The sequence below is a fragment of the Halomonas sp. DQ26W genome (genome assembly GCF_003339685.1).
Lineage (GTDB): Bacteria > Pseudomonadota > Gammaproteobacteria > Pseudomonadales > Halomonadaceae > Halomonas.
Window position 1 is genome coordinate 18,790 of the sequence record NZ_QPKI01000016.1, and the last position, 17,695, is coordinate 36,484.

At 63.2% G+C, this 17,695-nt stretch carries 14 protein-coding genes and 2 pseudogenes; 2 read left to right on the plus strand and 14 right to left on the minus strand.

Annotated elements, in window-relative coordinates:
• Positions 1 to 203 precede the first annotated feature (203 nt).
• The 11 genes and pseudogenes from DU490_RS09930 to DU490_RS09980 all read right to left on the minus strand — a co-directional run bounded on the left by DU490_RS09930 (position 204) and on the right by DU490_RS09980 (position 12,577).
• Positions 204 to 1,463, minus strand: a complete 1,260-nt coding sequence (locus DU490_RS09930; RefSeq protein WP_114574142.1) for a TRAP transporter large permease — start codon at positions 1,461 to 1,463, stop codon at positions 204 to 206.
• Positions 1,460 to 2,005 carry a TRAP transporter small permease gene (locus tag DU490_RS09935; RefSeq protein ID WP_114574143.1) on the minus strand — a complete coding sequence of 182 codons (546 nt, stop codon included), beginning with the start codon at positions 2,003 to 2,005 and terminating at the stop codon, positions 1,460 to 1,462. Before DU490_RS09935 ends, DU490_RS09930 begins: the two co-directional genes overlap by 4 nt.
• Positions 2,006 to 3,001, minus strand: coding sequence for a TRAP transporter substrate-binding protein (locus tag DU490_RS09940; RefSeq protein ID WP_114574144.1), 996 nt, complete (start codon positions 2,999 to 3,001; stop codon positions 2,006 to 2,008). It lies immediately after the preceding gene.
• A 112-nt stretch (positions 3,002 to 3,113) separates the two neighbouring features.
• A complete protein-coding gene (locus DU490_RS09945; protein WP_114574145.1) occupies positions 3,114 to 3,602 on the minus strand; it encodes a GNAT family N-acetyltransferase in 489 nt (162 codons plus the stop codon).
• Between the two features lie 143 nt (positions 3,603 to 3,745).
• Complete coding sequence (locus tag DU490_RS09950; RefSeq protein ID WP_114574146.1) at positions 3,746 to 4,885, minus strand: histidinol-phosphate transaminase; 1,140 nt, start codon at positions 4,883 to 4,885, stop codon at positions 3,746 to 3,748.
• A 25-nt stretch (positions 4,886 to 4,910) separates the two neighbouring features.
• Positions 4,911 to 5,834, minus strand: a complete 924-nt coding sequence (locus tag DU490_RS09955) for a DMT family transporter (RefSeq protein WP_114574147.1) — start codon at positions 5,832 to 5,834, stop codon at positions 4,911 to 4,913.
• A gap of 5 nt (positions 5,835 to 5,839) precedes the next feature.
• Complete coding sequence (locus DU490_RS09960) at positions 5,840 to 7,231, minus strand: FAD-binding oxidoreductase (protein WP_114574148.1); 1,392 nt, start codon at positions 7,229 to 7,231, stop codon at positions 5,840 to 5,842.
• A gap of 17 nt (positions 7,232 to 7,248) precedes the next feature.
• The gene (locus DU490_RS09965) at positions 7,249 to 8,865 is read right to left on the minus strand and encodes an ABC transporter ATP-binding protein (protein ID WP_114574149.1); all 1,617 of its coding nucleotides are present in this window, start codon (positions 8,863 to 8,865) and stop codon (positions 7,249 to 7,251) included.
• Positions 8,866 to 9,056: 191 nt separating this feature from the next.
• Entirely contained in the window at positions 9,057 to 9,893 is an 837-nt protein-coding gene (locus DU490_RS09970; RefSeq protein WP_114574150.1) for an ABC transporter permease, read from the minus strand.
• Positions 9,890 to 10,866 (minus strand): annotated as a pseudogene (locus DU490_RS09975) (ABC transporter permease). The gene DU490_RS09970 and the pseudogene DU490_RS09975 overlap by 4 nt, the downstream one beginning before the upstream one ends.
• A gap of 153 nt (positions 10,867 to 11,019) precedes the next feature.
• Positions 11,020 to 12,577, minus strand: a pseudogene (locus DU490_RS09980) (ABC transporter substrate-binding protein).
• A 183-nt stretch (positions 12,578 to 12,760) separates the two neighbouring features.
• Between DU490_RS09980 and DU490_RS09985 the strand changes: the two are divergent.
• Positions 12,761 to 13,447, plus strand: a complete 687-nt coding sequence (locus tag DU490_RS09985) for a GntR family transcriptional regulator (protein WP_114574151.1) — start codon at positions 12,761 to 12,763, stop codon at positions 13,445 to 13,447.
• 247 nt (positions 13,448 to 13,694) lie between these two features.
• On the opposite strand, the gene DU490_RS09990 is transcribed toward DU490_RS09985, so the two are convergent.
• Together DU490_RS09990 and DU490_RS09995 are read right to left on the minus strand one after the other, a co-directional pair.
• Entirely contained in the window at positions 13,695 to 14,612 is a 918-nt protein-coding gene (locus DU490_RS09990; protein WP_114574152.1) for a hydroxymethylglutaryl-CoA lyase, read from the minus strand.
• 19 nt (positions 14,613 to 14,631) lie between these two features.
• Complete coding sequence (locus DU490_RS09995; RefSeq protein WP_114574153.1) at positions 14,632 to 15,837, minus strand: CaiB/BaiF CoA-transferase family protein; 1,206 nt, start codon at positions 15,835 to 15,837, stop codon at positions 14,632 to 14,634.
• Positions 15,838 to 15,986: 149 nt separating this feature from the next.
• Between DU490_RS09995 and DU490_RS10000 the strand changes: the two genes are divergently transcribed.
• The gene (locus DU490_RS10000) at positions 15,987 to 16,877 is read left to right on the plus strand and encodes a LysR family transcriptional regulator (RefSeq protein ID WP_114574154.1); all 891 of its coding nucleotides are present in this window, start codon (positions 15,987 to 15,989) and stop codon (positions 16,875 to 16,877) included.
• Between the two features lie 6 nt (positions 16,878 to 16,883).
• On the opposite strand, the gene DU490_RS10005 is transcribed toward DU490_RS10000, so the two are convergent.
• Positions 16,884 to 17,654 (minus strand): SDR family NAD(P)-dependent oxidoreductase, encoded by a 771-nt coding sequence (locus DU490_RS10005; RefSeq protein ID WP_114574155.1) that lies wholly within the window; start codon positions 17,652 to 17,654, stop codon positions 16,884 to 16,886.
• Positions 17,655 to 17,695: the final 41 nt, after the last annotated feature.

Genomic DNA, 17,695 nt, shown 5'->3' on the forward strand with positions numbered 1-17,695 from the left:
GGCTGATTTTCGGCAAGCCTGAGGCCATGAGGGGCGGGCGTCAAGCGCCTGGCTCGGTTAGGTAAGCACTGCATAAATGCCTACACGAGCGAATCGCTGCGTTGCGCGGTGCTCGGAATCCTCACATATACCGCATATGCTCCGGTTCCTGTGCTCCGTGCGCCTTGTACTTCATCTCGCTCGGCCATCTATTCAGTGTTTACCTAGCCCGAGATGCCCAGCATGATCGGCACGTAGACCACCAGCAGCAGCACCGCGATCAGACCCAGGAGATAGGGAATGATGGCACGGGTGATGCGCTCCAGCGACAGTTGGGTCACCGACGAGGCGACATAGAGATTGATCGCCACGGGTGGGGTGATCATGCCAATGGCCAGCCCCACCACGATGATCAGGCCGAAGTGGATGGGGTCGATACCCAACTGGAGCACCAGCGGCAGCAGCACCGGGGTCAGGATGATCAGGGCGCTCGCCGTTTCGATGAACACGCCGGTAAGCAGGATCACCGCCACGACCAGCAGCATGATCACGTAGGGGTTGGTGGAGATCGACAGCACTGCCTGGGCGATGGCGCCGGGCACCTGCCAGCTCGACAGCGTCCAACTGAGTACCGCCGAGGTGGCGATGACCAGCATGATCACTGAGGTGGTGATGGCCGAGCGGATCAGGATGCGGTAGACGTCGGCCACCTTCAGGTCGCGATAGACGAAGAGCGACACCAACAGTGCGTAGTTGACCGCCACCACTGCCGCCTCGCTGGGCGTGAAGATGCCGGAGAAGATGCCGCCGAGAATGATCACCGGGGTCATCAGCCCCCAGCTGGCGCTCTTCAGCGTGCGCCAGATAGTGGCCAGGGAGAGCGCCGTACCGCGTGGGTAGTTGCGCCGGTAGGCCTGAGTGATGGCAATCGCCATCAGCCCCAGCCCCATGACCAGGCCGGGTATGAAGCCGTTGAGGAACAGCTTCGAGACCGATTGCTGGGCGATTACTGCATAGATGATCATCGGTACCGAGGGCGGTATCACCACGCCGATGGTGCCGCTGGCGGCGATCAGGCTGGCCGCCGACGCGGGGTCATAGCCCTTCTTGCGCAGTTCCGGCACCAGGCTCGAGCCCACCGCGGCGGTGGTGGCGGCGCCGGAGCCGGAAATGGCGGCGAAGAACATCCCTGCCAATACCGAAACGATCGACAGCCCCCCCTTGAGGAAGCCGAACAGCGAATCGGCAAAATCGACCAGCTTCTCGCTCACCTTGCCCTGTGCCATCAGGTCGCCGGCGAGAATGAACATGGGGACCGCCACCAGGGCGAAGGAGTTGATGCCCTGGAACATTTGCTGGGTGACCACCATCAGCGGCACACCCTGGGCATTGAGGGCCAGCAGCGTGCTGGCGCCGATGGCCAGGGCGATGGGCACCCCGGCCAGCATGAAGAGGAAGAACAGCGCGAACAGCAGGCCCGTCATGAAGGCGGCTCCTCGGAGGTTCCGCTGCCGATACCGCTGGACGTATCGGGTCCCTTGACGATCAGTTCGACGAGGTCGACAAGAGCGTACCAGGCCATGATGGCGGCGCTGATGGGAATAACGGCATAGACATAGGTCATGGAAAGGCGCAGTGATGCGGACTTCTGGAAGCTCTGCACCTGCATGTAGCGATGGCCGATGATGATCAGCGCGACCATGAAGCCGAGAACGACCAGCACTGCCGCCACGCGCAATAGCTGCTGAAGTCGGCCGGGCAACGCCTCGACCACAAAGGTGACGGCGATATGGCGACCACGCTGGAAGGCCAGCGTGGCGCCAAGGAAGGTGATCCAGATCAGCAGGAATCGCGCGACCTCTTCGGTCCAGCCGACGGCGGAGAAGAAGACGCGCGAGACGACCTGCAGGGTGATCACGCCGATCAATGCAGCCATGCCCGCAAAGACCACGGGTTGGAGGGTGGCATCGAGGACGTGTTCAATGCGCTGCAGCTGTGTGAGCAGCGCACGGGACCGGTTCGACACTTACTCCAGCGCCTCCCGGATGCGCTGCAGGTAGTCGCCGAACTGGTCGCCGTACTTCTCGTAGACCGGTGCCACGGCAGCCTGGAAGGCGTCGAGGTCCGCATCGTCGACGATCTGCATGCCGGCGGCGCGTAGCTCTTCGAGCTGTTCGGCTTCCATTTCGGCGTTGTAGCGACGTTCATGCTCGGCGGCTTCCTGGGCGGCCTGGCGCAGCACGTCCTGGGCAGCCTCCGGTAGGCCGTTCCAGACCGGCATGCCCATGACGAAAATCGCCGGCGCGTAGGTGTGCCGCGACAGGGTCATATGGGTCTGAGTCTCGTTGAGCTTGAACGAGTGGATGACGTTGACTGGATTCTCCTGGCCGTCGATGGTGCCCTGCTGCATGGCGGTGAGGGCTTCGGTCCAGGCCATGGGAATGGCGTTGGCGCCTAGCTCTGTGAAGGTGTCGGTATAGACCGGGTTTTCCATCACGCGGATGCGCAGGCCATCGATATCGGCGGGAGTGCGGACCGCTCGCTCGCTGTTGGTCAGGTTGCGGAAACCGCGCTCGGCGTAGGCCAGACCCTTGAGGTTCACCTCGCTCAGCTTGTCTAGCAGCTCCTGGCCGATGGGGCCATCGAGCACCTCATAGGCGGCTTCGGGCGAGGGGAAGAGGAAGGGAAGCTCGAATACCGCCATCTCCTCGACGAAATTGGCCACCGGACCGTTGGTGATGACGCCCATGTCCACGGTGCCGATCTGCATGCCTTCGAGTAGGGTGCGTTCGTCACCCAGCGAGGCATTGGGATAGATGTCGATGGTGACCGCACCCTCGGTGCGCTCGGCGACCAGTTCCTGGAATTTCACCGCAGCGATATGGAAGCCGTCCTGTTCGTTGACCACGTGGGCCAGGCGCAGGGTGACCGGGTCCATGTCATCGAATTCGGAAGCTTGAGCGGTGGAGACCAGGGCGAGAGAAAGGCCGAGTACCAGCGTGCTGCGTGCAAACGTTTTCATTGTTGGTTTTCCTTTGTCGGGTCAATCCGTCACCGAGCATGCCCCAGGGCGCCCGAGAGGGTCAACGCCAATGACACCGGATGGTTACAAGAGCCTGTTACTCGAGCTGGCCTCACAGGAGGCGGTACATGATATGGGCATCCACCAGCCCCTGTTCGGGATGGCGAAAGGCGCTGGGAAGGGTGCCGACGATGGAGAACCCATGCTTCTGCCACTGCCGGATGGCGATCTCGTTGGTTGCCACTACGATGTTGTATTGCATGGCGGTGAAACCCAGCGCGCGGGCGAGGCCAAGTGAATCCTGGCACATCATGCCGGCGATGCCCTGGCCGCGAGCCTTTTCGTCGACCAGGTAGCCGCAGTTGCAGACATGGTCACCGGGACCCGGCTGGTTGGGCTTGAGATAATAGGTACCGAGGACATTGCCTGCGGCATCCTCGGCCACCCTGACTGCACGGGGCAGCTCCACCCACATGCGGTAGGCGTCTGACTCGCCGATTCCTCGTGGCACGGCATAGGTGGTGCCGGCATGCAGGACCGGCGCCATGAATTCCCAAATGTCGGGCCAGTCGTTGGGCTGATAGGGGCGGATGCGGATCATGTGGTGTCCTCCTTGAACAGTCGGAGCCTGTCGGACTTGACGCTGAGCTGCGAGATCCGGTCTTTCGGCCATCGGTCAAGAATCCGACAGGCTCCTGAGCATCGATCCAAGATTTTACGCCATGTCGATCAGCAAAGGGTAATTCACCTGCCGGCAGCCCCGTCGCCAGCCCCATCCTTCACATTGGCCAACGCCTGCTCCAGGATATCGAATCGACCCGGCTGCAGGGCGTCTTCCACCGCGGTGATGCGCAGGATGTGGCCCAGGTCCGGGTGGGCGGGCCGGGCGATGAGTCGACCGGCCTCCAGCAGCTCGCGGTTGAGTCGCTCCCCCAACTCGGCGCTCGGCAGGCGCAGGGCGATGAAGTTGGTGGCGCTAGGCAGCACCTCGGCCCCGATTGCTGCGAAATGATTGGCGAGCCGCTGGCGACGTGCCTTGACCTCGCAGACGTGTTGACGCACTTCATCGTTGTGATCCAGCACCGTCTCGGCCGCGGCCAGGGTCAGGGTCGACACCGCATAATGGATGCGCACCTTCATCATCATTGCCAGGGTGTCGGGTTCGGCGATGGCATAACCGATCCGCAGTCCGGCCAGGCCATGGGCTTTGGACAGCGTACGTAGCCTGATTACCCCCGGCAGAACCTCGCGACTGAAGGCGGCGTCGGCGTCGTCACGAAAGTCGTGGTAGGCCTCGTCGAGCAGCAGCCAGCAGTCGTCGGGCAGCTCGGCCCGCAGCCGACGGATGGTGTCGTCACTATGCAGATGGCCGCTGGGGTTGTCGGGATTGGCGAGATACACAAGGCGCGCCTGGTTTTCACGGGCGGTGCGCAGCAGGGCGTCCACGTCCGGGGCGAGAATCCCCGGACGCTCTTCGTAGGGTTTTTCGATCAGGTGGCAGCCCTGACCCCGGGCGAAATAGCCAAAAGTGGGGTAGGTGCCGCTGGCACTGACTACCGTACAGCCCGGCGTGGTGGTGGTGCGCAGGGCGAGTGCGATCAGGCTGTCGGCGCCAGCGTCCACCAGGGTCGCCTCCAGCGGGAAGCCATGCAGGGCGCAGAGCCGTTGCCGTACCCCCAGCGCCTCCGAATCACCGTAGCAGTAGACATGCTCGACCATGGCGTCACCGAAACGCTCGCGCAGGGCACGGTGTGGCATGTCCAGGCCTTCGTTGGAACCCAGCCGGTGAGGAATCTCACGGCCGATGCGCCGCTCGAGCACCTTGATGCCGGGAAAGGGGTTGCTGGGGCCGGAGCCGGTCAGGTGGTCGGGGAAGCGAGGCATTCGGGTCTCCCGTTGGAAAATGAACTCATCGTATTGCCCTCTTTCGCTGTGTCATGACGATCGCCACGGCTGACAGGGTAAGGGTGAGGGCCATCGCGATCTGCAGTGTGAAGGGCTCGCCCAGCAGTACGACGGCGCTGCCGACCCCCACCACCGGGATGATCAGCGTACTGATGGTGGATTGGCTGATGGACAGCCGATTGACGTTACGAAACCACAGCATCTGGGCCAGACAGATCGCGAAGACAAGATGATAACCCAACCCCAGCCAGGTGGTGGTTCGCCACTCGGTGGGCGACGGTGGCGACTCGAGGGCTGTTGCAAGCACCAGCATCGGTACTGCACAGATGGCGAATTGCCAGCCGGTGATGACGACCGGATGGCCCTGCCAGCCGCCGCGGCGCTTGATCAGCACGGTGCCCAGGGCCCATGACAGGGCGGCGCAGAGTACGAAGAGGGGGCCGACAAGTCCACCAAAGCCGGCCTGCCAGGCGGCCGGCCCCAGCAGTATCAGCAGGCCCGCCTGGCCAAGCCCCAGGCCCAGCCACTGTCGCAGGGTGACCCGCTCGCCGAGCAGGCCTATCGCCATCAGTAGCGCCCAGCACGGCATGGTGAAGGCGATGATGGCGGCCTGGGAGGTGGGCATGTGCAGCTGGCCGAAGGCGGTACCTACGTTGAAACCGAGGATGGTGAACAGGCCGGCAACCGCCAGCCAGGGCCACTCGTCGATGCCGATGGCAAGCGACAGCTTCCGTATCCAGGCCCAGCCGAGCAGCATCACGGCGCCGGTTGTAAAGCCGATGGCCCTGAGGCTGAACGGGGGAATATCCATCAGGCTGAAGCGCACCGCCGGCCAGTTGCCACCCCAGAACAGGCCGATGGCAGTAATGAGCAGCGCCGTGGAGATGCCGGTGCGCTGAAGCAGAGCGGGGGTGACGGGAGCCGACATGCCGCCTAGGTCTCCGGGGCCAGCACCTTGTGGCGATTGAGCAGGTCCTTGGGGTCAAGCGCCTGCTTCAGCGTGCGCATCAAGGCAATCTCCTCGGGGGTTCGCGATAGCGCCAGGTAGTTACGTTTCTCCAGTCCTACGCCATGCTCTGCGGAAATCGAGCCGCCGAGCTCTGCCAGTGGGGTGTAGACAAGTCGCTCCACGGCCCGACGCGTATCTGGCGCGTCGCTCCCCACGCTGATCGAGACGTGCAGATTGCCATCGCCCAGGTGGCCGAACACCACCATGCGTCCCTGGGGCCAGTCCCGGCGCAGGTCGGCTTCCAGCCGATCCGTGTAGGCCTGCATCTCGGGGATGGGCAGACTCACGTCGAAGGTGAGCAGTGGCGCCAGGTTAAGGATCAACCCCTCGATGTCCTCGCGGATATCCCAGATGCTGCGACGCTGGTTGTCGGACTGAGCCAACACGGCGTCAACGATCAGGCCGGCCTCGAAGGCGGACTCCAACGCCTGGCCGAAGCGGGCGCTGCTGGCCTCGTCGTCGACGCCGAGAGATTCGACGATGGCGTAGAAGGGAGCCTCGGTGGATAGGGGCGGCGTGTGCCGGCCGCTCTCCACGGTAAGCAGGGCATAGTGGTTGCGCCACATGACCTCGAAGGTGCCCAGGCTGCCTCCCAGGGCATGCCGCATCTGCTGCAACAGTCCGGTGAGTGCCTCGAAGGAAGGGCAGGCCACTAGTGCTGTCTGCTCGCTGCTCATTTTTGGCTGAAGCCTGAGTACGGCCCGGGTCACGATGCCCAAGGTGCCTTCGCTGCCGATGAACAGCTGCTTGAGGTCGTAGCCGGCGTTATTCTTGAGCATATGGTTCATGGAACTGACCACGGTGCCGTCGGCCAGCACGGCTTCCAGCCCCAGCACTTGCTGACGCATCATCCCATAGCGAATGACACGCACGCCGCCGGCATTGGTGGCGATATTGCCGCCGATGGTGCAGGAGCCACGCGCTCCCAGGTCCAATGGAAACTGCAGGTCGTATTGTTCGGCCAGTTCCTGTACCCGCTGGAGCGGCACGCCGCCCTGTACGGTCATGGTGCCACTCACCGGGTCAATGGCTTCGATGGCAGTCAGCCGCTCCAGCGAGATGGCCAGTTCGTCGGATGAGGTTACGCTGCCGTGCACGAGGCCGGTTAGCCCGCCATGGACCACCACCGGCTGATCGGCGGCATGGCACAGGCGCATCACGTCGGAGAGTTCGCGGGTATCGCCGGGGCGCACGATAGCCTCCGCCTGGCAGGTGGCGCCGGTCATCCAGTCGACCCGACGTTGGGTGACGTCGCTCCCGGTCAGCACGTTGCCGGGGCCGACCAGGGCTTGGATCTCCTTGAGCAGGGCTTTCATTCGGTTTCCTTGTGCGTTCATGCGCTTTCCAACTCATGGGCGCGGCCGGGAATGGCGTCGAGCAGTTCGCGGGTATAGGCCTCCTTGGGCGCGAGAAAAACGTCCTGGGCGGTGCCCTGCTCGACGATGCGGCCATTCTGCATGACGATGATGTAGTCGCATATCTGGGCCGCCACCCGCAGGTCGTGGGTGATGAAGAGCAGCGACAAGGAGAGCTTCTGCTTGAGGTCCTCCAGCAGTTCCAGGATCTGGGCCTGGATCGAGACATCCAGCGCGGATACGGCTTCATCGGCAACGATCAGTTCGGGATTGAGGGCCAGGGCGCGGGCGATACCGATGCGTTGGCGCTGGCCCCCGGAGAACTCATGGGGGAAGCGATCCACGGCCACGGCGCCGAGGCCCACGAGGTCCAGCAGTTCTCCCGCCTGCTTCATTGCCTTCTCTCGAGACACCCCGTTGGCCATGGGTCCCTGCGCAATGGCATAGCCGACGCGGGTTCTCGGGTTCAACGATGCGTAGGGGTCCTGGAAAATCATCTGCACGCGCCAGCGTTGGCGACGCAGATCCTCGCCGGTGAGCGTGGTGAAGTCGGTGCCGGCGAGCGAAAGGGTGCCGCTGTCGGGGCGTTCGAGGCGTACCACGCAGCGACCCAGGGTCGACTTGCCGGAGCCCGACTCGCCGACGATACCGACGGTTTCGCCAGGTGCCAGGGTGAAAGAGACATCGTCCAGGGCGCGGACCTCGCGCGCCGCCTTGAACAGGCCACCCTTGGAGCGGAATACCTTGTTGAGCCCCTTCACTTCCAGCAGCGGGGCGGGTCGCTCGCCGCCGCGGGCTTCGGGGATGATGTTGCTGGGTATCGCCTCGATCAGGGCTCGGGTGTAGTCGTGCTGCGGGTTTTCCAGCACCTCCTTGGCCGGGCCGAGTTCGACGATCTGGCCGTAGCGCATGACGCAGACCCGACTGGCGACCTCGGCCACCACACCGAAGTCGTGGGTGATGAACATGACGGACATGCCGCGGCGCTGCTGCAGGTCGCGGATCAGCTCGAGGATCTGCGCCTGTGTCGTCACGTCGAGGGCCGTGGTGGGCTCATCGGCGATCAACAGTTCCGGCTCCAGCGCCAGGGCCATGGCGATCATGACCCGCTGACGCTGGCCGCCGGAGAGCTGGAAGGGGTAGGCGCGGATGGCCTTGTCGGGCTGGGGAATGCCGACCTCCTCCAGCAGAGCCAGCGCTTGCTCCTGACGCTCCTTGGCGCTGTACTTGCCGTGGGCCTCGAAGACCTCGGCAATCTGGGCACCGACCCGCATCAAGGGGTTGAGGGCGGTCATGGGTTCCTGGAAGATCATGCCGATGCGCAGGCCGCGGAGCTTGCGATGCTGTTTCTCGGTCAGCGTCAGCAGATCCTGACCATCGAAGATTACTTCGCCGGCAGTGGGGCGCACGCCCTTGGGCAACAGGCCCATCAGGGCGTTGGCCGCCATGGACTTGCCCGAGCCGGATTCACCCACCACGCACATGATCTCGCCGCGCTCCACGTCATAACTGACGTCCTCCACGGCATAGGCGCGGTCTGCGCCCTTGGGCAGGGCGAGGGTCAGGCCGCGAATGCTCAGTACTGGTTCACTCATGGGACTCTCCTTATGAAACACTGCACAAATGCCTGCACGAGCGAATCGCTGCGTTGCGCGGTGCTGGTGCGCCAGCCCGGTCGAAATCCTCACATATACCCCATATGCTCCGGTTCCTGTGCTCCGTGCGCCTTGCGCTTCATCTCGCTCGGCAATTTGTTCAGCGCTTCCCTTAATGACCGTTCCGGCGCTCATGAGCGTTCGCGGGAAAGTTTCGGGTTAAGTGCATCATCGAGCCCTTCACCCACCAGGTTCAGTGCCAGTACCGTCAGCAGGATGGCGAAACCGGGGAAGAAGCTCAGCCACCAGGCCTGACGAATCACGGTGCGGGCGGCGCCGATCATGTAACCCCAGGACATCACGTTGGGATCGCCGAGTCCCAGGAAGGAAAGCGCCGACTCGAGCAGGATGGCGGTGGCCACCATCAAGGAGGCAAGCACGATGATCGGCGACAGGGTATTGGGCAGAATCTGGCGCAGGATGATGGTGCGGTTTGTCTGGCCGACGAGTCGGGCCGCTTCCACGTATTCGCGGTGTCGCAGCGACATGAACTCCGCACGTACCAGGCGGGCCACCGGCGGCCAGCTGACGATGGCGATGGCCAGCACAATGGAGGTCACGCTGGGCTGCATGATCGCGACCAGCACGATGGCCAGGGCGAAGTTGGGAATGGTCTGGAAGAACTCGGTGAAGCGCATCAGGCCATCGTCGATCAAGCCGCCATAGTAGCCAGCGATGGCACCCAAGGGCACGCCGATCGCCAGCGCTACTGTGGTCGAGACCAGGCCGATCAGCAGCGATACCCAGGCGCCGTGCATAATGCCGGCGGCAACGTCGCGGCCCATGGTATCGGTACCCAGCAGGTAGCCTTCCACTTCCATGGGCGCCAGGAAGGGGCGCTGGACCATGCGCCAGGGAGAGTCGGGATAGAGGAAGGGCGCGAGTATGGCCATCAGGATGATCGTCAACAGGATGACCAGGCCGATCAGGGCACCCCGGTTCTGGGCGAAACGGGCGAAGAAGCTCATGAGCCCTCCTTGATACGCGGATCCGCCAGGCGATAGACCAGGTCGGTAATGATGTTAAAGACGATGACCAGGGCGGCCGAGAAGAAGAAGATGCCCAGCAGCAGGTTGTAGTCACGCTGCATCAGCGCCTCGTACATCAGGCGGCCGATGCCGGGCCAGGCGAACACGGTCTCTGTGAGGATGGCACCGCCCACCATCTGGCCTGCCTGCAGGCCGGCCAGGGTGATGATCGGCAGCAGGGCATTGCGTAGGATATGTCGTCGCTGGATGACCCGCGCGCTGAGGCCCTTGGCGCGGGCGGTCTTGACGTAGTCCTGCTGGCTGGCCTCGAGCATGGAAGCGCGGGTCATACGGGTATAGATGGCCATGAAGAACAGCGCCAGGGTGGTGGCGGGCAGCACCAGGTGCTTGGCCACGTCAAGTGCCAGGGCAAAGCCCTCGAGGCCTGCTCCCACGGTGTACATGCCGTAGGCGGGCAGCCAGTCGAGATAGACCGAGAACAGCACCACCGCCATCAGTGCGACCCAGAACAGCGGGGTGGCGTAGAAGATCAGGGCCAGCGCCATGATCAGCGAGCCGGAGGGCTTCTTGACCCGCGCGGCGGCCATGGATCCGGCGACGATGCGAGCGCCAACGACAGCACGAAGGCCGTGCCGGTGAGCAACAGGGTGGCGGGGAGGCGGGCCAGGATCAGGTCGAGGACCGGCATCTGCTGTCGATAGGAGTAACCGAAGTCGAGCATGGCGATGCCGGAGACATAGCGCCATAGCTGTACATAAAGGGGCTGGTCGAGGCCGAAACGCTCGCGCAGCTGGCGCAGGAATTCCTGATCGGTGGCACCGGCCTCGCCGGCCAGAATCGCCGCGGGGTCGCCGGGTGCCATCTGGATCAGGAAGAAATTGAAGATGACGATCATGAACAGGACGACGACGGCCTTGAGCAGCCGCATCAGGATCAAGCGTGCATAGAGCATGCGGGAGCCTCAACAATCGGGATGAAAGCCCTGATCCATGTCGCGCTAGGACACCGCCCATTGATCAGTGCTTTCGATCAGTGCTTTCGATAAGTGCTTACCGGGAACAGCGGGGGCGGCCAGGCCGCCCCCGTCACGCTGCGTTCTAGCGGCCTAGCGGTCTAGCCAGGCATCCTTGAAGCCGTCGTTGACCCCGACGCCGGAAGTGACCAGGTTCTTCACGTCGCAGCGGTAGATGGTCGGGAAGCCGAGTTCCATCAGCCAGCCGACGGGAACATCCTCATGGAGAATTTCCTGGGCTTCGTGGTAAAGCGCTTCACGCTCTTCATCGGGAAAGGCGGTGGCGGCCTCGTTGAACAGCTCGTCGACCCGCTCGTTTTCGTAGCCCCCGACGTTGTTCCAGGGTGAGCCCTTCTCGATGTTATCCGAGAGGTAGGAGCGCGTGATGCCCAGTGCCGGATCCCCGTACTGGTAGAGGAAGGTGAAGGCCAAGTCGTAGTCCCACTCCGAGAGGCGCTGGTTCCAGCCGCCAACATCGGTGGACTGGGTGCGCACGTTGACGCCGACTTCGCGCAGGTTCTGCTGCACGGCTTCGGCCCAGCGGGTCCAGGTCTCGCCGTAGGGTAGCGGCAACAGGCGCACTTCCTCGCCGTCATAGCCCATCTCGTCGAGCAGCTCACGGGCCCGCTCAGGGTTGTGATCGTAGGGATCCAGTTCGTCGTTCTGGAAACGCGCATTGGAACCGAAGGCGGAAAGCGGAACGTTACCGAGTTCGTTCCACAGCACCTCATGAGCGAACTCACGATCCATGGCGTACATCACTGCCTGGCGGAAGCGCTTATCGGCGGTTGGCCCCTCGCGGTTGTTCATCCACAGCATGGCGAAGGGGCTGAAGTACTCGTGGCCCTCGTCGGTGATGCAGGTGTTGTCCATGGCAGACAGACGCGGGATGTCGAAGTTTTCCACCGTGCCGTTGGGCAGGACGTCGACGGTGCCGTTCTCGTAGGCCACAGCGCGGGAGGCGCCATCTGGGATGATGTGCCAGTTGATGCCGTCCAGGTAAGGCAAGTCATCCTCGTAGTAGTCATCGTTGCGGACCAGTTGGATGACGGTGCCGCGGTCCCAGTTCTCGAACTTGAAGGCCCCGGTTCCGATGGGATGGTTGTTGTGCTCGTTGTCACGGAAGTCGGTGCCTTCATAGAGATGCTTGGGCACCATGCATGGTGAAGGTGCCGGCCTCGAAGGAGAGCAGGAAAGGGCCGAAGGGGTCGGAGAGTGTGAAGACTACCGTATGGTCGTCGGTCGCCTCGATGCTCTCCACATGCTGAAGGACGGCACGGGCGCTGGGGTTCAGCTCACGGTGAAAGACATCGGCCGAGAAGACCACGTCGGCGGAGGTGAACGGCTCGCCGTCGTGCCACAGCACGCCTTCGCGCAGATGGAACGTCCAGGTCAGGCCGTCGTCGCTGACATTCCAGGATTCGGCCAACTGCGGCACCGGCTCGAGGTCGGTACTGTAGCGCAACAGCCCCTCATAGATATTGCCGGCCACCACGCGGGTCGGAGCGTTCTGCACCATGCCCAGCACCAGGCCCGGGGGCTCGGGTTGGATGATGGTGTTGATGGTACCGCCGGACCTGGGCTCCTCGGCAATAGCGAACGTGGAGGTCAAGGCCAAGGCGGCGATGGCGGTGGCCAATGGTGTCTTCATCATCATTATCGCGTTCCTTCTTGTTTTGTCGTTGCTGTCGTGAATTATCGATGTTGATTTATTGATGACATTCTTGAGCAATCTTAATGACCATAGCAGCGGTTCCACAAACTGTCGACAGTCGACAGATGGAGCGCTTGCGCCATACTCTAGGTTCAATCCTCCATCAAGAGCCTAGTCAGCATGTCGTCATCCAACGCTATTGGTGATTCCACGGTCATTCAGCAGCGCAACCTGGTTGAGCAGGTCGCGGACTACCTGACTCAGGCGATCATCAGCCAGAAATTCGCGCCCGGTGAGCGCTTGTCCGAGGTGCAACTGGCGCGCGATCTGGGCGTCAGTCGCGCACCGGTTCGCGAGGCGGCACGCCTGCTGGAGAGCCGTGGCCTTCTGGTTTCCCAGCCCCGTCGAGGCTTCTTCGTCCGCGGGCTTGACGCCGCCGAGCTGAACGACATATTCGACCTGCGGCTGTGCCTGGAACGACACGCCATGCTGCGCTTGGTGGACGATTTCGATGCAGACAAGGAGCAGGCGCTTCGATGCCAGGTCGAGGTGATGTGCGAGGTGGCCACCGGCGACAGCGAGAGCCACAAGATTGAGGAGGATCTGGTCTTTCACCGCATGGTGATCGCTTTTGCCGGCAACCGACGCCTGCTCAAGGCCTTCGACGACATTTCCCACGAACTGCGGCTCTGTCTCGCGCTGATTGGCAAGACCCATGCCGATCCCGACACTATCTCCACCTCCCACTGGCTGCTGCTCGATGCTCTGGCCAGCGGGGATCCCGGTTGTTGCCGTGAGGCCATCGACTACCACATCGGCGTGGCGCGGGACTATGTCGTTCAGGGGATCGGCGAGAGTACGTCTTAACGTTTCCTGATTACGTATAAGCCTCAGCAGGCGCCTGGTGGAGGCCGCCGCGGTGGCGGTGACCGTTGGCGTTGGCAATACTGCCAGGAGGCCTGCGGCCTCCCGTCGTGAGCTGAAGCTACTCATACAGCGGCGTGGCAACGTTGGTGGAGACAATCGCTAAGGGAGAACGATGTATAACGTCTTGACCATCCGGGCTCTTTCAGTGTGGCTCAAGATTGGCCCGATGGCTGATCAAGGTGAGTAATCAGGTAACGTTTTGCATGGAATAGCGGCGATCGGCCTTGCCGGCCTTGACCACCTGTCCGGGGGTGTCGTGTCCGACCAATGCGGGCAGGGCGGCCGAGACGGCCAGCAGCGCATCCAGATCGACACCTGTGTTCACCCCCATCTGCTCGAACATGTGTACTAAGTCCTCGGTGCAGACGTTGCCGGTGGCCCCGGGTGCATAGGGACAGCCGCCCAACCCGCCCAGCGAGGCATCGAAACGAGTGATTCCAGCCTGCCAAGCGGAGAGCGCGTTGGCCAGGCCCATGCCGCGGGTATTGTGAAAATGCAGCGTGAAGGGCGTTCCGGGCCAGCCAATCAGGGCCGCCTCGCATAGCCTGCCGACTTGCGCAGGGTTGGCCATGCCGGTGGTGTCGCACAGCGTAATGCCGTCGACGCCGATATCGACCAGCTCGCCAATCAGTTCCATGACCCGTGCCTGAGGCACGTCGCCCTCGAACGGACAGCCGAAGGCGGTGGAGAGCGAGGCGTTGACGAAAACGCCGCTTCCGGCCGTCACTTCGAGAATGGCGGCGAATCGCTCCAGCGACTGGCTCGGCGTCATGCGCAGGTTGGCAAGGCCGTGGGAGTCGCTCGACGACATCACCAGGTTGAGCTCATCTACTCCGCAGGCGAGCGCTCGTTCGCAGCCGCGCAGGTTGGGAACGAGTACGGTAATGCCAACCGCCTTGCGGCGCTGGATGCCGCGAACGACCTCCTCGGCATCCTTCAACTGGGGAATGGCTTTCGGCGAGGTGAACGACGTTGCCTCGATGCGTGCCAGGCCGGTGGCCGACAGGGCATCGATCAGCCGGATCTTATCAGCCGTTGGCACGAAGGCAGCTTCGATCTGCAAGCCGTCGCGGGGTGCTACCTCGTTGATCTGCAAGCGTGTCATGGGGCTCTCCTGGGATTCTTCAGATGATGCCTGCCTGGCGTAGCTTGGCCCGGGTCTCGTCATCGATACCCAGCTCGTCCAGTACCTCGTCGGTATGCTGCCCGAGGGACGGGCCGCCGTTTCCGAGCCTTCCGGGAGTGGCGCTCAGCCTGGGGAGGACACCGGGAACCTTGAGCGGTTTGCCATTGGGCCGGACGAAGGTCTGGATCATCTCCCGGGCCAGGTAGTGGGGGTCGCTGGCAATATCGGCGGCGGTATAGGGATAGCCGACGGGGACTCGGGCGGCTTCGAGGCTCTCGATGATCTCGTCGCGGGAGCGCGCCTGGGTCCAGGCTTCGATCGCGCCGTCGATGTGTTCGGCCTGCCGACTGCGTCCGTCGTTATGGGCGAGAGCCGGCTCCTGGGCCAGGTCGTCCCGGCCGATTACCCCCATCAGGCGCTTGAAGATGCTGTCGCCGTTGCCGGCGATGAGCACATAGTCGCCCCCTCGGCAGCGGTAGGCGTTTGACGGGGTGATGCCGGGTAGGGCGCTGCCGCTGGGCTCGCGGATCTCGCCGCTGGCGTCATATTCCGGCAGCAGGCTCTCCATCATGGCGAAGACCGATTCGTAGAGCGCGACGTCGATGACCTGGCCCTGCCCGCTGCGGGCGCGCTCCTGTAGCGCAAGCAGGGTGCCGATAACGGCATAGAGGGCGGAGAGCGAGTCGCCGATGCTGACGCCCACCCGAACCGAGGGCTCGCCGGGGTGGCCGGTGAGGTAGCGCAGCCCGCCCATGGCTTCGCCGATGACGCCGAAGCCGGGCTTGTCCCGGTAGGGGCCGGTCTGGCCGTAGCCGGAGACGCGCACCATGATCAATGCCGGATTGAGGGTCGAGAGCTCCTCCCAGCCCAGCCCCCAGTTCTCCAGGGTCCCGGGGCGGAAGTTTTCCACCAGTACGTCGGCTTCTGCAGCGAGTCGACGGACCAGGGCCTGGCCTTCCTGGCTACGCAGGTCCAGCGAGAGTGAGCGCTTGTTGCGCGTCTGAACGTGCCACCAGAGCGAGGTACCATCTTCTATCATTCGCCATTTGCGAAGAGGATCGCCGGTTTTCGGCGGTTCGATCTTGATCACGTCGGCGCCGAACTCACCGAGCAGCTTGGTGGCAAAGGGGCCGGCTATCAGCTGACCGAGTTCCAGAACCTTCAAGCCGTCGAGCGGCAGGCACCGGTCTTTCGGGTTCGTCATAGTGAGCACTCCGTGCGCGGATGCCCTTCAGGTTGCGGGACGCAAAGGGCGGCAACAATTCAGGAAAGAGGAAGTCAGGGTTCGTCCATGACGAAGACATGGCGTAAGATTATCTGGCTGCCCAGTAACCGGCCGGAGGATGCCAAGCCGTGCGACGCTTTGATTTCATGACGCTCAAGCTCTTCGTGTCGATTGCCGATGAAGGCCGGCTGACCGCAGCGGCGGAGCGGGAGCACATGGCGCTGGCAGCAGTCAGCAAGCGCATCAGCGATCTCGAGTCGCTGGTCGGTACCTCGCTGCTGTATCGCCGGCCTCGCGGAGTGGAGCTGACCCCGGCAGGGCATGCCTTCCTGCATCACGCCCGTCGCATCCTCGAAGACATCGAACGCCTTCATGCGGAGCTGAGCGAATATGGCGAAGGTGTCAGGGGGCATGTGCGTATCCATTCCAATACCTCGGCGATCATTGCTTTTCTGCCTCAGGACCTGAGCGCCTTCTCGCGACTCTACCCCGAGATCAAGATTGACCTTCAGGAGCGTATCAGCTCGGAGGTGATCGCCGCCGTCCGCGATGGCTTGACCGATGTCGGCATATTCGCCGGGCACGTGGCCTGCGATGCCCTTCAACTGATGCCCTATCGCAGCGACCGCCTGGTCTTGATGACGCCACGAGATCATCCACTGGCGGAGCGGCAGTCGATCTATCTGCACGAGGCCACCGAGCACGATTTCATCGGCCTTCAGCAGGACACTTCCCTGCAGTCCCTGCTGCATGAGCAGGCAGGCCGTGCCGGCAAGACGCTGCGCATGCGCATCCAGGTGCGCAGTTTCGATGCCATCAGTCGCATGATCCATCACGGCATGGGTGTCGGCGTATTGCCGGAGCAGACCATCTATCGTGAGCTTGGGGATCTGCAGCTGAGCAGCATTCCCCTGAGCGACGAGTGGGCCAGGCGAGAACTGGTGATCGGAGTCCGGCAGTACGATGCCCTGCCGGTGATCGCGCGACATCTGGTGGACCATCTCACGGCGCCCGCCTGAGCCGGCTCAGTTGTCACGCACGATGGTAAAGGGCGACCACTGCTGACACAGCGGGGTGACCTCGAGGCGCGTGATGTTGACGTATGGGGGGAGTTCGGCGATATGCAGCGCTTGCTCGGCGACGTCGGACGGCTGGAGCGAGCGGGTGCCTCTGTAATAGTTGGAGGCCTTGTCCTGGTCGCCCTTCATGCGCACCAGAGTGAATTCGCTCTCGGTCATGCCGGGAGCCAGGTCGGTGACGCGCACCCCGGTACCGCTCAGGTCACAGCGCAGGTTGTAGCTGAACTGCTCGACGAAGGCCTTCGAGGCGCCGTAGACGTGGCCGCCGGGGTAGGGCGTGTGGCCGGCGATGGAGCCGATGTTGATCACCGTGCCGCCCACGCCGTGAGCGATCAGCCGGGGCAGAAGCAGCCGGGTCACACTGACCAGCCCCTTGATGTTGGTGTCGATCATGGCATGCCAGTCTTCCAGGCTGGCCTCCTGGGCCGGGTCCTTGCCCAGTGCTACCCCGGCGTTGTTGAGCAACAGGCGGATATTGTCGAAAGGGGGCGGAAGGTCGCTCACCACTTTTTCTATCGCTCGATGATCGGTGACGTCCAGTGGGGCAACATGCACCGGTACCGTATCGCCGAGTGCCTGGCACAGCGCATCCAGGCGTGATTCGCGCCGCCCGGTGAGAACCAGCCCCCACCCGGCAGCGGCAAAGCGGTGGGCACAGGCCTGGCCGATTCCCGAGGTCGCACCGGTGATGAAAGCGATGGGCGTGACTTCGTGCATGATGAATGCTCCGTATGGCGAAATGGACAATCGCGAGACTT

What these genes read in the sequence shown, in the direction of transcription:
- DU490_RS09930 (WP_114574142.1), bottom strand. Translation starts at nt 1,463, where the DNA reads ATGACGGGCCTGCTGTTCGCGCTGTTCTTCCTCTTCATGCTGGCCGGG.
- DU490_RS09940 (WP_114574144.1), bottom strand. Translation starts at nt 3,001, where the DNA reads ATGAAAACGTTTGCACGCAGCACGCTGGTACTCGGCCTTTCTCTCGCC.
- DU490_RS09945 (WP_114574145.1), bottom strand. Translation starts at nt 3,602, where the DNA reads ATGATCCGCATCCGCCCCTATCAGCCCAACGACTGGCCCGACATTTGG.
- DU490_RS09950 (WP_114574146.1), bottom strand. Translation starts at nt 4,885, where the DNA reads ATGCCTCGCTTCCCCGACCACCTGACCGGCTCCGGCCCCAGCAACCCC.
- DU490_RS09955 (WP_114574147.1), bottom strand. Translation starts at nt 5,834, where the DNA reads ATGTCGGCTCCCGTCACCCCCGCTCTGCTTCAGCGCACCGGCATCTCC.
- DU490_RS09960 (WP_114574148.1), bottom strand. Translation starts at nt 7,231, where the DNA reads ATGAAAGCCCTGCTCAAGGAGATCCAAGCCCTGGTCGGCCCCGGCAAC.
- DU490_RS09965 (WP_114574149.1), bottom strand. Translation starts at nt 8,865, where the DNA reads ATGAGTGAACCAGTACTGAGCATTCGCGGCCTGACCCTCGCCCTGCCC.
- DU490_RS09970 (WP_114574150.1), bottom strand. Translation starts at nt 9,893, where the DNA reads ATGAGCTTCTTCGCCCGTTTCGCCCAGAACCGGGGTGCCCTGATCGGC.
- DU490_RS09985 (WP_114574151.1), top strand. Translation starts at nt 12,761, where the DNA reads ATGTCGTCATCCAACGCTATTGGTGATTCCACGGTCATTCAGCAGCGC.
- DU490_RS09990 (WP_114574152.1), bottom strand. Translation starts at nt 14,612, where the DNA reads ATGACACGCTTGCAGATCAACGAGGTAGCACCCCGCGACGGCTTGCAG.
- DU490_RS09995 (WP_114574153.1), bottom strand. Translation starts at nt 15,837, where the DNA reads ATGACGAACCCGAAAGACCGGTGCCTGCCGCTCGACGGCTTGAAGGTT.
- DU490_RS10005 (WP_114574155.1), bottom strand. Translation starts at nt 17,654, where the DNA reads ATGCACGAAGTCACGCCCATCGCTTTCATCACCGGTGCGACCTCGGGA.